A 14,502-nucleotide genomic window follows, 5' to 3' on the forward strand; every position below is an offset into this window, starting at 1 on the left:
GCTCGCAGAACACGACATGATTCCCGCCGACGCCGAGACGCGCGTGAAGACGCTGCTGATCCTGGGGGCCTCCGGCGACCTCACGGGCCGCCTGCTGCTCCCCGGACTCGCCCGGCTGATCCGCCTCGGCCGCGCCGACGGCCTCCACCTCGTGGGCGCGGGGTCCGATCACTGGACCGACGAGCAGTGGCGCGAGCGCCTGGACGGCGCTTTCGCCGACGCGCTGGACAAGGCAGACGACCGCGGGCGCGCCGCGCTGCAGCAGGTACGCGATGCCAGTTCCTACCGCTTCATCGACGTCACGCAGGACGGCCTCGGCGACCTCGTGGCGACGCTCGAGGGTCCGGTGGCCATCTACTTCGCGCTGCCGCCGGCCATCAGCCAGATGGCCTGCAGCGCCCTGGGCCCGGACTCCCTGCCCAAGAGCACCCGCCTCGTGATGGAGAAGCCCTTCGGGACGGACCAGGCCAGTGCGCACACCCTCAACGAGAAACTCTCCGGCCTCGTCCCCGAGCAGAACATCCACCGGGTGGACCACTTCCTCGGCAAGGCGACGGTGTTCAACATCCTCGGCCTGCGCTTCGCGAACCGCATCCTCGAGCCTGTATGGAACAACCTCCACATCGAGAAGGTGGAGGTGATCTTCGACGAGGACCTCGCGCTCGAGAACCGTGCGCGCTACTACGACGGCGCCGGCGCCCTGCGTGACATGATCCAGAGCCACCTGCTCCACGTGATGGCGCTCCTGGCGCTGAACGCGCCGTCGACCCTCCACGAGCGGGACCTGCGCGACCACATCGGCTCCATCCTGAGAGCCAGCTCGGTGGATCTCGACAGTCCGGGCAGCAGCCGCCGCGCCCGCTACACCGCGGGCGCGATCGGCGACCGGGAGATCCCCGACTACATCGCGGAACCCGGCGTCGACGCCGCGAGGGGTACCGAGACCCTCGCCGAGGTCACCGTGTCCATCAACAACGAGCGCTGGTCCGGCGTCCCGTTCGTCCTCCGCTCGGGCAAGGCGCTCGGCGCCAAGCGCAAGGAGGCGGTCATCACGTTCCGCCCCGTCAGCCACCTGCCCGTCGGCTTCACGGGCCAGGACGCGCCGACGAAGCTGCGCATCGGGTTCGGGCCCGACACCCTGCAGCTCGAACTCGACGTCAACGGGCCCGGCGACATCTTCTCGCTGGACCGTGCCACGCTCAGCGCCGATCTCAACGAGACGGACCTGCTCCCCTACGGCGAGGTGCTCGACGGCGTCCTCGCGGGTGATCCGACGCTCTCCGTCCGTGGCGACACGGCAGAGGACTGCTGGCGCATCGTGGAGCCGGTCCTGGCGGCATGGTCGCAGGACCGCGTCCCCCTCGAGGAGTACCGGGCGGGATCGGACGGTCCGGAGTCCTGGCCGTCGTCGCACGGCAGGAAGGCCTGACAGCGCACACGCCCGGCCGGGAGGACCCGGCCGGGCGTGTGCGGAGCAGTACGGGCCGCTACAGGGCGGCTTCGCCCCGCTCGCCCGTGCGGACGCGGACGGCCTCCTCGACGGGGATGACCCATACCTTGCCGTCACCGGCACGGCCGGTGTTCGCGGTGGAGACCAGGACGTCGACGATGTCCGTGACCCATGCGTCCGCGACGAGCACCTCGACGCGGGCCTTCTGCAGCAGGTCCACGGTGTACTCCGCGCCCCGGTAGACCTCGGTGTGGCCGCGCTGGCGCCCGTAGCCGCTGGCCTGGCTGACGGTGAGCCCCTGGACGCCGTAGTTCTCGAGGGCCCCCCGGACGCCGTCGAGCTTGTCGGGACGGACGATGGCTGTGACGAGTTTCATGAATGGACGCCCTCCGTGACGCTCTGCTGGGTGGTCTGTGGCTTGGCTGACTTCTGCTGCCCGAACATCTGCTCGGCAAAGGGGTGGAAGGATCCGCCCACACCCAGTCCGCCGAATTCGTACGCGGTCTCGGCGTGCTCCGACAGGTCGACGCCGGACACCTCGTTGTCCGGGCTGATGCGGAAGCCGACGGTCTTGTGGATGGCCAGGCCGATGATGGCGGTCATGACCGCCGACAGGGCGATGGCGATGGCTGCCGCCACGATCTGGGCGACGAGCTGGCCCGGGCCGGCGCCGTAGAACAGTCCGCCGCCCTCACCCTCGACGGGCATCATGATGAAACCGATGGACAGCGTGCCGATGATGCCGGCGACCAGGTGCACGGCGACGACGTCGAGCGAGTCGTCGAAGCCCAGGCGGTACTTGATGCCGACGGCGAGCGCGCAGAGCGCTCCGGAGACGAGGCCGAGTCCGACGGCGCCCACGGGGCTGACGTTGGCGCAGGCCGGGGTGATGGCCACGAGGCCCGCCACGATGCCCGAAGCGGCTCCGAGGGACGTGGGCCGGCCGTCGCGGATGCGTTCGGTGACGAGCCAGCCGACCATCGCGGCCGCAGGGGCGGCCATGGTGTTGACCCAGATGAGGCCGGCCTCCTCGGCCGAGCCCGCAGCGCCGCCGTTGAAACCGAACCAGCCGAACCACAGGAGTGCGGCGCCGAGCATCACGAACGGGATGTTGTGGGGACGCTGCGCGGGGTCCTTGCCGAAGCCCTGGCGCTTGCCGAGGATCAGGGCGAGGACGAGCGCGGCGACGCCGGCGCTGATGTGCACCACGGTGCCGCCGGCGAAGTCGACGGCCTCGCCGACCGCGGCACCGACAGCACCGTCAGCGCTCAGGAGGCCGCCGCCCCACACCATGAAGGCCAGCGGGCAGTACACGGCGGTCACCCAGATGGGGACGAAGAGCGTCCAGGCGCCGAACTTGGCGCGGTCGGCGATCGCCCCGCTGATGAGGGCCACGGTGATGATGGCGAAGGTGGCGCCGTAGCCGGCCGAGATGAGGTCCTCGGTGCCGATCAGGCTCTGGAGGCCGGAGGAGGCGAACGGGTTCCCGAAGAGCTGCGCGACGCCGTCGCCGCTGGTCATCGAGTAGCCCCAGAGGACCCAGACGATGCCCACGAGTCCGACGGCGACGAAGCTCATCATCATCATGTTCAGGGCGGCCTTGGCGCGGGTCATGCCGCCGTAGAAGAAGGCGAGGCCGGGGGTCATGAGAAGTACGAGGGCCGCTGAGATCATCACCCAGACGTGGCCGGCTGTCAGGTCCATCACACACAGTCCTTCCAAAGGGGCGGGGAAATCCCGCCCCTCCAGAATGGGACGCCTGTGTTTCCGGTTTCTGGGTGGGACGTTGCGCGCAGGTTACATCGATCGGACTGCGGTAAAAGACGCGTGACACCCGTGTTTCCGGGAGGTTTCCCCGCAGCCTGTCCCTTGCCTGACGGGGCGGGCGGGAGTAAGGGGGACCGGCCCTAGTCGAGCAGGGCGTCGACGAAGCCCTCGGCGTCGAACGGGGCGAGGTCGTCCGGGCCCTCCCCCAGCCCGATCAGCTTCACGGGGACGCCGAGGCTTCGCTGGATGGCCACGACGATGCCACCCTTGGCGGTGCCGTCCAGCTTGGTCAGCACGATGCCGCTGATGTTCACGACCTCGGCGAACACACGGGCCTGCGTCAGGCCGTTCTGGCCGGTGGTGGCATCCAGGACCAGGAGGACCTCGTCCACCGTGCCCTGCTTCTCGACGACGCGCTTGACCTTGCCGAGTTCGTCCATGAGGCCCACCTTGTTCTGCAGGCGGCCCGCGGTGTCGATCAGGACGACGTCGACCTCCTGCTCGATGCCTGCCTTGACGGCCTCGAAGGCGACCGACGCGGGGTCCGCGCCGTCGACGTCGGACTTCACGGTGGGGACGCCGACGCGCGCCCCCCAGGTGGCCAGCTGCTCGGCGGCGGCCGCACGGAAGGTGTCCGCCGCTCCGAGGATGACGTCCTTGTCGTCGGCGACCAGCACGCGGGCCAGCTTGCCCACGGTGGTGGTCTTGCCGACCCCGTTCACGCCGACCACCATGACGATGGCCGGCCTGTCGGCGTGGCGCTGCGTGGCGAGCGAGCGGTCCATCGAGGGATCCACGAGCCTGACCAGCTCCTCCCGGAGCATGTCCTTGACCTCGGCGGGGTTGCGGCTGCCGGCCACCTTGACGCGTTCGCGGAGCGCGTCGACGAGTTCCATCGTGGGTTCGGTTCCGAGGTCGGCCAGAAGGAGGGTCTCCTCCACCTCGTCCCAGACGTCCTCGTCGATCCTGTCGCGGGACAGCAGGGCCAGGAGCCCCTTGCCGAGGGCGTTGTTCGAGCGGACCAGGCGGGCGCGCAGCCGGGCGAGCCTGCCCTGCACCGCGTCGACGGTGTCCAGCCCGGGGACCGTGGGGGCCTCGTCGAGTCCGCTGAGGTCGTCCGGGATGAGCTCGGCGGTGGGAACCCCGTCCGGGCGTTCGAGGACGTCCGTCGAGGTGGCCCCGTGGGCGGCATCGACCACCTGGTCGTCGGCATCGCGGGGCGAGGTGTAGAGCCCCGGGGGTGTGCGCCTGCCGCGCACGAGGAGCATGGCGACCGAGCCGATCACGGCGATCGCGAGGATGACGAAGATGACGGGCAGCAGGAGTTCGTTCACTGATCCACCTTCTCATACGGGCCGATTGAGCATCCGGTCGGCCGGGTGACAGAATGCGGGGAATGGCCGGACTTCCTCGCGTGCGCTCCACCCCACCCCGAAGCCTCTTCCGGCGGAAGCACGCGGGAGGGAGCCCGGCATCGGAGCGTGAGCGCATCCCTCGCGAGATCAGGGTGCTCATCGCCGCTGCGTTCGTCATCGCGATCGGGTTCGGGCTCGTGGCCCCGATCCTCCCGCAGTTCGCGCAGAGCTTCGACGTGGGGGTGACGGCGGCCTCGGTGATCGTCAGCGCGTTCGCGCTCACCCGGCTGCTGTTCGCCCCGGCCGGGGGGTGGCTCGTGGAGAAGCTCGGCGAGCGTCCCGTCTACATCGTCGGCCTGCTCATCGTCGCGCTGTCCACCGCCGCCTGCGCGTTCGCCGGGGACTACTGGCAGCTGCTGGTGTTCCGCGGCCTCGGCGGCATCGGGTCCACGATGTTCACCGTCTCGGCCATGGGTCTGATCGTCCGCCTCGCGCCGCCGTCGATCCGCGGTCGCGTGTCCGGCGCCTACGCCACGGCCTTCCTGCTCGGCAGCATCGGCGGCCCCATCATCGGCGGGCTGCTCGCCGGGCTCGGGCTGCGCATACCGTTCCTCGTCTACGCGGCCGCGCTCCTCGTGGCCTCCGCGGTGGTCTTCTTCCAGCTCAAGGGGACCTCCCTCGCCGACCGGCAGGCGGGGCTGGGCGCCGCTCCCCTGACGGTCGGCCAGGCGGTGCGGGACTCCGCCTACCGGGCGGCGCTCGTGTCCAGCTTCGCCAACGGCTGGTCCTCCTTCGGCATCCGCATGGCCCTTGTCCCCCTGTTCGCCACCGCGGTGTTGAGCGCCGGACCGCAGATCGCGGGCATCTCGCTCGCGTTCTTCGCGGCGGGCACGGCCCTCGCCCTCACGGTCTCCGGCCGGCTGGCCGATACCGTCGGCAGGAAGCCGCTGGTGATCACCGGGCTGCTGGTCAACGGCGCCGCCATGGCCGCGCTCGGGTTCTCGGGCGACGTCTACGTGTTCCTCGCGATCTGCGTCGTCGGAGGCATTGGCACGGGTCTGCTCAATCCGGCGCAGCAGGCCGCTGTCGCCGACGTCATCGGCAACGGCCGCAGTGGCGGCAAGGTGCTGGCGGCCTTCCAGATGAGCTCCGACCTCGGGGCGATCTTCGGTCCGATCGTGGCCGGGGTCATCATCGACCGGCTCTTCGTCGGTTCCTACGACCTCGCCTTCGTGGTCACGGGAGCCCTCGCGGTCGTCTCCGCGGCGGTCTGGATCGGCTCGCGGGAGACCCTGCCCCGGCAGGCGCCGGCGGCTCCGCCCGCCTAGCCGAGGACCGGCTCCGCCTCCGGTGCGAGGCGCTGGCTGATCACGGTGGACACACCGTCGCCCTGCATGGTCACGCCGTACAGGGCGTCGGCGACCTCCATCGTGCGCTTCTGGTGCGTGATGATGATCAGCTGGCTCGATGCCCGGAGCTCCTGGAAGATCGTGATGAGCCGGCCCAAGTTCGTGTCGTCCAGGGCGGCCTCCACCTCGTCCATGACGTAGAACGGCGAGGGCCGGGCCTTGAAGATCGCGACCAGCAGCGCCACGGCCGTCAGCGAGCGCTCGCCGCCGGAGAGCAGTGACAGGCGCTTGATCTTCTTGCCCGCGGGACGTGCCTCCACCTCGATCCCGGTGCCCAGCATGTCCGACGGGTCGGTGAGAACGAGCCGGCCCTCGCCGCCGGGGAACAGCGTGGCGAAGACCCGCTCGAACTGCTCGGCGGTGTCGCGGTAGGCGGCCGTGAACACCTGCTCCACGCGCTCGTCGACCTCCCGGATGATGTCCAGGAGATCCTTCCGCGTGGCCTTGAGGTCGGCCAGCTGCGTGCTGAGGAACTGGTGCCGTTCCTCCAGGGCGGCGAACTCCTCGAGCGCGAGCGGGTTCACCTTGCCGAGCGCCGCGAGGTCACGCTCGGCGCGCCTCAGCCGCTTCTCCTGCTGCGCGCGCACGAACGGGACGCCCTGAGGCACCGGGGTGCCGTCCTCGTCGACGGGCGCACGCAGTGCGGCCCACTTGTCCTCCGACGCCGACTCCTCGGGCACGGGGAGGTGGGGGCCGAACTCGTCGACGAGGTGGTCGGGGGTCAGGCCGAGCTCCTCGATGGCCCGGTTCTCCAGCGCCTCGATCCTGAGCGCCTGCTGCGCGCGGGCGAGCTCGTCGCGGTGCACCGAGTCGGTCAGCCGCGCGAGGTCCGCAGCGAGGTCGGCGGTGGCCCTCCGCACCTCCTGCAGTTCCCCCTCCTGCTGCTCGCGCCGTCGTTCGGCGGCGTCACGGTGGTCCGCGGCGGCGGCCACCGACTGCGCTGCCAGGCGCTCCGCGGTACGCGCCGCTCGGGCGACGGCGGTGGCCTTCCGTGCCTGCAGCGCGCGGACCCGCGCCTTCTCGGCCGCCTGCTCGCGGGCCACGCGCTCGGACCGGGCCGCCCGCTCGAGCGACGCAGCCCGGTTCTCCAGCGCCGCGAGCTGCTCCTCCCGGCTGCGCAGCGCCAGCCGCGCCTCGAGTTCGACCTGCCGCGCGCCGGCGGCGGCGCGCTGCAGGGCGTCGCGCTGCTCGGCGGACGGCTCGGGCTCGACGGGCTGGTCCTGCAGGTCCTTCAGGCGCAGGGCCGCCTCCTGCAGCCTGGACTCCTCCCGGGCGAGGTTCGCCTCGGCGGCCCGCACCAGGGCGGCCAGGCGCTCGGCCTCGCCGGACGCCGAGCGGAGGCCGGCGTTCAGCTGGCCCAGCTTCTCGGCGACGGCGGCCATGCGCGCATCGGACTCGTGGAGGCGCTCCAGCGCCTCGTCCACGCGCTGCTGGGCCTCCTGCCGGCGCGCCGTCGTCGCGGACAGGCGGAAGCGCAGGCGTTCGGTCGCGGCGACGGCCGCGGCGAGCTTCCCCTCGGTCTCCTCGACGGCGGCGCGCAGCTCGAGGGAGCCCGCGGCCCCCGGGGTCCCGCCGCGCGCCGTGTGCCGTGACAGGACGTCGCCCTCGCACGTGACGACGACCTCGGCCGTGCCGTCCTGAAGGAGGCCCGCGGCCTGTGCGAGATCGGCTGCCACGACGACGCCGTCCAGGAGGTGGTCCAGGGCGGGCCGGAGCGCGATCGGCACGCTCACCACGGCGAGCGCGGGGACCACCCCTCCCTCGAGGGGCACCTGTGGCGGGGCGTCGGGTCGCGCGGGATGCTCGTCCCCCTGCCCGCCGGGCGCGACGACGAGGGACACCTGCCCGGCGTCGTCGTGCTTCAGCAGCTCCAGCGCCTGCACGGCGGCGGTGACACTGTCGACGGTCACGGCGTCGGCGCACTGCGCGAGCGCGGCGGAGACGGCCTTCTCGAAGCCGGGCGTCACCCGGAGGAGCTGCGCGAGCGGCGAGGACACGCCGCCCAGTCCTGCCGCCAGCAGGGCGCCCGAGCCGTCGCGGTGCTGCAGGCCCTCACGCTGCGCCTCGAGCCGGGCGGCGAGCGCGCCGCGTGCGCGTTCGGCCGCACGCTCCTCCTCCGCGAGCACGGCGCGTTCCTCGGCGACGGCCGCCAGGACGGCGGAGGCTTCCTCGTGCTCGGCGTCGAGCCCTTCCTCCCCCTCCTCGTCCCCGGCGACCCGGCCCTCGAGCGCCGCGAAGTCGCGCTCGGCGATACGGCGGCGTTCCTCCGCCGCGATGACGGACGCGCGGAGCCTGCCCAGTTCGGCGACGGCGGACTCGACACGCGACCGGGCCGCCCCCACCGTCCCCGCGAGGCGGGCGTCCCCCTCGCGCCGGTCCGCGGCGGCCCTGAGGAGGCGCGCGAGGCGGGCGTCCTCCGCCGCCGACGCCTCCTCGGCGGCACGGCGAGCCGCCAGGCTCGCCTCGAGGGCCCGACCGAGCGAGGCGACCTCCTTCCGCAGTCCGGTGACCTCGGCGCGCACGCGCGCGGCCTGCCGGTCCAGATGATCGGGGTCGCGGCCGCTGTCGGGTTCGGGGCCGCCCTGTCCGAGGAGGTGTCCTCGGTCCTCGGCGCGGGCGGCGAGGGCTGCGAGCTTCTCGCGCACGCTGGACAGCGCGTACCAGGACTCGCGGGCGCGGTTCAGCGCCGGGACGGACACCGCGGCCGCCTGCTCGAGGTCCGTCTGACGGGCCTGCGCGGCGGCGAGCGCCGTCCCGACCTCGTCGCGGCGGGCCTGGAGGGCGGCCTCCGCCGCGACGTCGCGCTCGAACCCCGTGCGCAGGGTGACCAGCTCATCGGCGAGCAGGCGGGACCGCGCGTCGCGGACGGTGGACTGCACCTGCTGGGCACGGCGGGCCACCTCGGCCTGCTTGCCGAGGGGCGTGAGCTGGCGGCGCAGCTCGGCGGTGAGGTCGGACAGGCGTGCGAGGTTGGCCTGCATGGCGTCGAGTTTCCGGACGGTCTTCTCGCGCCGGCGCCGGTGCTTGAGGATCCCGGCGGCCTCCTCGATGAAGCCACGCCGTTCCTCGGGTGTGGCGTGCAGCACCTTGTCGAGCTGCCCCTGCCCGACGATCACATGCATCTCGCGTCCCAGCCCGGAGTCGGAGAGCAGTTCCTGGATGTCCAGGAGCCTGCAGTTCCTGCCGTTGATCGCGTACTCCGAGCCGCCGGCCCGGAAGAGCGTGCGGGAGATGGTGACCTCGGTGTATTCGATCGGGAGCGCGCCGTCGGCGTTGTCGATGGTCAGGGACACCTGGGCCCGGCCCAGAGGGGCACGGCCCGAGGTGCCGGCGAAGATGACGTCCTCCATCTTGCCGCCGCGCAGCGTCTTGGCGCCCTGCTCGCCCATCACCCAGGCCAGGGCGTCCACCACGTTGGACTTGCCGGAGCCGTTGGGTCCGACGACGGCGGTGACGCCGGGCTCGAAGTCGAAGGTGGTCGCCGAGGCGAAAGACTTGAACCCTCGCACGGTTAGACTCTTCAGATGCACGGTGTTCGGATCTCCAGGTGATGTGGGACCTCCCCAATCTACTGGAACGCACCGACGGAATCGGCTACCGGTCCGGGGACCGGGGCGGTGCCGGCCCCAGTACCGGGCGGGGCACCGGGCGGGCAAGGCTGCAGGCGCCGGGGAATTTCGAAGTGACCCGCCGTCTTACTACGAAGTAGGCTTGCAAAAGTTTCAGCAGAATTCAGAAGCGTCCAGGCCGATCCATCCGTGGGTACCTTGCGGCCACGCACCGGCGCTGACACATTGACGAGGCAGGAAATTTGACCGGTAACGCGACGTTTCGACATGACAACACGGCTTTGCTCGCCGTCACGAGTGTGGAGGCGCCGGTCGTCGTCAGTTCCGCAGAGTTCGACGAACGGCTCGCCCCCAGCCTGAAGAGGCTCCGCCTCTCCAAGCGACTCCTCGAACGCGTGGCCGGCGTCACCGAGCGGCGCTGGTGGTCCCCCGGGTCCGACTTCGACGACGCCGCCATCGAGGCCGGCGCGAAGGCCATGGCCGAGGCCGGCATCGAGCCGGGTGACGTGGGGCTGCTCATCAACACCTCGGTGACGCGCCGCAACCTGGAACCGTCGGTGGCCGTGAAGATCCACCACACCCTGGGCCTGCCCTCCTCCGCCATGAACTTCGACCTCGCGAATGCGTGCCTCGGCTTCGTCAACGGAATGACCCTCGCGGCGAACATGATCGACTCCGGGCAGATCAAGTACGCCCTGATCGTGGCCGGCGAGGACGCGCAGCGGACGCAGGAGGCCACCTTCCGCCGCCTGAACCGCGAGGACTCGACGCGCGCGGACTTCCTCGCCGAATTCGCGACGCTGACCCTCGGCTCCGGCGCGGCCGCCGCGGTCCTCGGCCGCGCCGATCTCCACCCGGGCTCGCACCGCATCCTCGGCGGCGTGTCCCGCGCCGGGACCCAGCACCACGAACTGTGCGTCGGCGGGATCGACGGCATGTACACCGACACCAAGGGCCTGCTCGACGGCGGCCTGGAGCTCGTGGTCACCGCGTGGCACGAGGCGCAGGCCGACGGCTGGTCGTGGGACGCCATGGACCGCTACGTCACGCACCAGGTGTCCAACTCGTACACGAACGCCATCATCAAGGCCGTGGACCTCGAGCGGGAGCGCGTGCCGATCACCTTCCCGCACTGGGGCAACGTGGGGCCGGCGTCGTTGCCCATGACGCTCGCCCAGGAGTCGCAGTCCCTGTCCCCGGGAGACCGCGTGCTGTGCCTCGGCGTGGGCTCGGGCCTGAACACCTCGATGATGGAGATTGCGTGGTAGCACTCCCCGGCGTCGATCCCTCGTGGTCGGCGTTCATCGACGTGCCCTCGACCAGCGGGGCGGACGCCCCCGGGACCAGTCATCGCTGGCACTACCTCGACAACGGGCGGGACCTCGGGGACGGCTCCGTGAAGGGCACGCTCCTGTGCGTCCACGGCAACCCCACCTGGTCCTACCTGTGGCGGAGCTTCCTCGCGGCGGGGTCCGCCGCCGGCTGGCGCGTGATCGCCGTGGACCAGCTCGACATGGGCTACTCCGCCAGGACCGGGGTCTTCCGCCGCCTCGCCCACCGCATCACCGACCTCGAGGACTTCGTCGCCGCCGTGGGGATCTCCGGTCCCGTGGTGACAGTGGGTCACGACTGGGGAGGCGTCGTCAGTCTCGGCTACGCGCACCGCAACCGCGAGGACCTCGCCGGCGTCGTCCTGACCAACACGGCGATCCACCAGGACCCCGACCGCCGCATCCCCGCCCCGCTCCGCCTCGCGCTGGCCCCCGGCGTCCACGGACTCGGCACCCGCACCACCAGTGCCTTCCTCGACGTCACGCTCGCGCTCGCGCGGCCGGCCCTGGACCCGGCCGTGCGCCGTGCCTTCCGCGATCCCTACCGCTCCGCCGCGGACCGCCAGGGCATCGCGAACTTCGTCTCGGACATCCCCGCCGGGCCGTCGCACCCGAGCTACGCGGCACTGACGGAGACGGCGGAGGGCATCCGCAGCCTGGAGGTGCCCGTGCTGATCATGTGGGGGCCTCACGACCCCGTCTTCTCGGACACCTACCTCGAGGACCTCGCCGGACGCCTCCCGCACGCGGACATCCACCGCTTCGAGCGGGCGAGCCACCTCGTGCAGGAGGACGCCGACACCGCCGCGACCGCCATGGACTGGCTCGCGGAGCGCGGCATCGGCGCGGCCGCGCCGCCCGCCGGCACTGCGCCGCCCCTCGACCCGGGCGACTACGTACCGCTGGGCCGGAGGATCGGTGACCTGGCGTCCGGCCCGGAGGGGCCCTCGACGGCTGTCGCCGAGATGACGCCCGCGGGTCCGCCGCGCACGCTGACCTGGCGCGAGCTCGACGACGACGTCGCCGCCGTCGCGGCCGGGCTGACGGCGCTCGGGTACGGCACCGGGACCCGGGTGAGCCTGCTCGTGCCGCCCGGCGTGGACCTCACCGTGCTGATCTACGCGTGCCTGCGGATCGGCGCGGTGATCGTCGTCGCGGACGCCGGCCTCGGCACCCGTGGCCTCAGCCGTGCCGTGCGGGGCGCGGCCCCCGACGTCGTGATCGGTATCGAGCGGGCCCTGCTGGCGGCCCGTGCCCTCGGCTGGCCCGGGCGCCGCATCAGCGCGGGCTCCCTCTCGCGCGCGAAGCGGACGGCCCTGCGCGTGGAGGCGTCCCTGGGCGACCTCCGCGCCGCCCGGCCCGTGTCCGCACCGCCGGAACCGCCCGCCGATGCCGACGCGGCCATCCTCTTCACCTCCGGCTCCACGGGCCCGGCCAAGGGCGTGGTCTACACCCACCGGCAGCTCTCCGCGATGCGCGACGCCGTCCAGCGAACCCTGGGACTCGGGCCGGGCACCGCGCTCGTCGCGGGGTTCGCGCCCTTCGCCCTGCTCGGACCCGCGCTCGGGGCGACGTCGGTGACCCCGGACATGGACGTGACCGCTCCCCGGACCCTGACCGCGCGGGCACTGGCGGACGCCGCCGACGCCATCGACGCGACGGTCGTGTTCGCCTCGCCCGCGGCGCTGCGGAACGTGCTGGCGACCTCCGGGGACCTCGACCCGGAGGCGAGGACCGCCCTCGGCCGGATCACCCTCCTGCTCTCGGCCGGCGCCCCGATCCCCCTGCCGCTCCTCGAGTCCGTGCAGGATCTCGTGCCCGCGGCTGCACTCCACACGCCCTACGGCATGACGGAGTCGCTCCTCGTCGCCGACATCGACCTCTCCGGGCTCCGGGCTGCGGCCGCCGCGGCGGCCGCGGGCCTCGACGGTGCAGGGAACGGTGTCTGCGTGGGCCTCCCCGTCCGGGGTGCCCACGTGGCGGTCGCACCGCTGGACGGTGACGGGGCGGCCACCGGCGAGCCCACGACGGGCCACGGCGTGACCGGCGAGATCCTCGTCGACGCCCCGCACGTCAAGGACCGCTACTTCCGCCTCTGGAAGACCCAGCAGGACGCCGCCCGCATGCGTCCCTGGCACCGCACGGGCGACGTCGGCCACTTCGACGCCGAAGGACGCCTGTGGGTCGAGGGCAGGCTGGGCCACGTTCTCGTCTCCGCCGCAGGGGTGGTGACGCCCGTCGGCCTCGAGCAGGACCTGGAGACGCTCGACGGCGTCCGCCTCGCCGCCGTCGTGGGGGTGGGGCCCTCGGGTACGCAGGCCGTCGTCGCCGTCGTCGAGGGCGGGACCGCGCGCCGCCGTCCGCACCTCGCCGATGCTCACCTCGCCGCCGCCGCCCGGGCCGCTGCGGCGCGGCGCGGGGTGGACCTCGCGGCCGTCGTCGTCGTGCCCGCCCTCCCCGTGGACATCCGGCACAACGCCAAGATCGACCGTGCCCGCGTGGCCGCCTGGAGCGGCCGGTTCCTGGCCGGCGGGCGGGCCGGAACACTGTGACCGTCCTGGTGACCGGGGCCAGCGGAATGCTGGGCGGCGCGGTCGCCCGGCACCTCGTCGGCGAGGGGCACGAGGTGCGGTGCTTCCAGCGGCGGCCCTCCGGGGTCGCGGGAGCGCAGGACGTCCTCGGGTCGATCGAGGACAGGGACGCCGTCACGGCGGCTGTCCGGGGATGCACGGCCGTCGTCCATCTCGTGGCCAAGGTATCCTTCACCGGTGCGTCCGCCGACTTCGACCGCGTCAACATCGAAGGGACGGGGTTCCTCCTCGACGCGGCGCGGGACGCCGGGACCACCGACGTCGTCCACGTGTCCTCCCCCTCGGTGGCCCACGCCGGGACCTCGCTCGTCGGCGCCGCTGCCTGCCCCGCCGATCCCGGCCGGGCACGTGGCGACTACGCGCGCTCGAAGGCCGCGGCGGAACTGCTGGCCCTGGCGCGATCCACGCCGGCGTTCCGGGTCGCGGCCGTACGGCCGCACATCGTCTGGGGACCGGGCGACACGCAGCTCGTGGAGCGCGTGATCGACCGCGCCCGCCGCGGCCGCCTGCCGCTGCTCGACGGCGGCGTCGCGCTGATCGACACCACCTACGTGGACAACGCCGCGTCGGCGATCGCGGCGTGCCTGCGGCGCATCGACGCGGCGCAGGGCCAGGCCTTCGTGGTCACCAACGGCGAGCCCCGTCCCATCGCCGAACTGATCGCCGGGATCTGCCGGGCCGGCGGCGTGGCACCGCCGTCGTGGTCGGTCCCCGGCGCCCTCGCGCGCGGCGCCGGAGCTGCGATCGAGCGCGCGTGGCTCGCCCTCGGACGCACCGAGGAGCCGCCCATGACGCGCTTCCTCGCCGAGCAGCTCTCTACGGCGCACTGGTTCGACCAGCGGCGCACCCGTACCGTGCTCCAGTGGGAGCCGACCGTAGGCATCGACGAGGGCTTCGAGCGCCTGGCGCGCCACTACCGGCGCTGAGGGCGTACCGCGACCGCGGCACGCCCTGGCGTGCCGGGGCGTGGACCTCAGCGGTAGCGGGGATCGCGCATGAGTCCCGGCACGTTCCCGGACGGATCCACCAC

Annotated in this window: 9 protein-coding genes; 5 read left to right on the forward strand and 4 right to left on the reverse strand. The window is 72.6% G+C overall.

What is annotated here, in order from left to right; all coding sequences use genetic code 11:
- The first annotated feature begins 16 nt into the window (after positions 1-16).
- The gene (locus tag CI785_RS04245; protein ID WP_105030851.1) at positions 17-1,429 is read left to right on the forward strand and encodes a glucose-6-phosphate dehydrogenase; all 1,413 of its coding nucleotides are present in this window, start codon (positions 17-19) and stop codon (positions 1,427-1,429) included.
- Between the two features lie 58 nt (positions 1,430-1,487).
- Here CI785_RS04245 and CI785_RS04250 read toward each other — a convergent pair whose 3' ends face one another.
- The 3 genes from CI785_RS04250 to ftsY form a co-directional block, all read right to left on the reverse strand.
- Positions 1,488-1,826 (reverse strand): P-II family nitrogen regulator, encoded by a 339-nt coding sequence (locus tag CI785_RS04250; protein WP_043445797.1) that lies wholly within the window; start codon positions 1,824-1,826, stop codon positions 1,488-1,490.
- Positions 1,823-3,154 (reverse strand): ammonium transporter, encoded by a 1,332-nt coding sequence (locus CI785_RS04255; RefSeq protein WP_105030852.1) that lies wholly within the window; start codon positions 3,152-3,154, stop codon positions 1,823-1,825. The genes CI785_RS04250 and CI785_RS04255 overlap by 4 nt, the downstream gene beginning before the upstream one ends.
- 203 nt (positions 3,155-3,357) lie before the next feature.
- The gene (gene ftsY / locus CI785_RS04260; protein ID WP_105030853.1) at positions 3,358-4,551 is read right to left on the reverse strand and encodes a signal recognition particle-docking protein FtsY; all 1,194 of its coding nucleotides are present in this window, start codon (positions 4,549-4,551) and stop codon (positions 3,358-3,360) included.
- Between the two features lie 62 nt (positions 4,552-4,613).
- Between ftsY and CI785_RS04265 the strand changes: the two genes are divergently transcribed.
- Entirely contained in the window at positions 4,614-5,900 is a 1,287-nt protein-coding gene (locus CI785_RS04265; protein ID WP_105030854.1) for an MFS transporter, read from the forward strand.
- Here CI785_RS04265 and smc read toward each other — a convergent pair.
- Positions 5,897-9,511 (reverse strand): chromosome segregation protein SMC, encoded by a 3,615-nt coding sequence (smc, locus tag CI785_RS04270; protein ID WP_105030855.1) that lies wholly within the window; start codon positions 9,509-9,511, stop codon positions 5,897-5,899. The two genes, CI785_RS04265 and smc, sit on opposite strands and share 4 nt — an antisense overlap.
- A 281-nt stretch (positions 9,512-9,792) precedes the next feature.
- Between smc and CI785_RS04275 the strand changes: the two genes are divergently transcribed.
- The 3 genes from CI785_RS04275 to CI785_RS04285 are packed head-to-tail and all read left to right on the forward strand — an operon-like array spanning position 9,793 to position 14,398.
- The gene (locus CI785_RS04275) at positions 9,793-10,818 is read left to right on the forward strand and encodes a 3-oxoacyl-ACP synthase III (protein WP_105030856.1); all 1,026 of its coding nucleotides are present in this window, start codon (positions 9,793-9,795) and stop codon (positions 10,816-10,818) included.
- Entirely contained in the window at positions 10,812-13,433 is a 2,622-nt protein-coding gene (locus CI785_RS04280; RefSeq protein ID WP_105030857.1) for an alpha/beta fold hydrolase, read from the forward strand. Before CI785_RS04275 ends, CI785_RS04280 begins: the two co-directional genes overlap by 7 nt.
- Complete coding sequence (locus CI785_RS04285) at positions 13,430-14,398, forward strand: NAD-dependent epimerase/dehydratase family protein (RefSeq protein ID WP_105030858.1); 969 nt, start codon at positions 13,430-13,432, stop codon at positions 14,396-14,398. The genes CI785_RS04280 and CI785_RS04285 overlap by 4 nt, the downstream gene beginning before the upstream one ends.
- Positions 14,399-14,502 lie beyond the last annotated feature (104 nt).

Source organism: Arthrobacter ruber (assembly GCF_002954225.1).
GTDB lineage: Bacteria > Actinomycetota > Actinomycetes > Actinomycetales > Micrococcaceae > Arthrobacter_D > Arthrobacter_D ruber.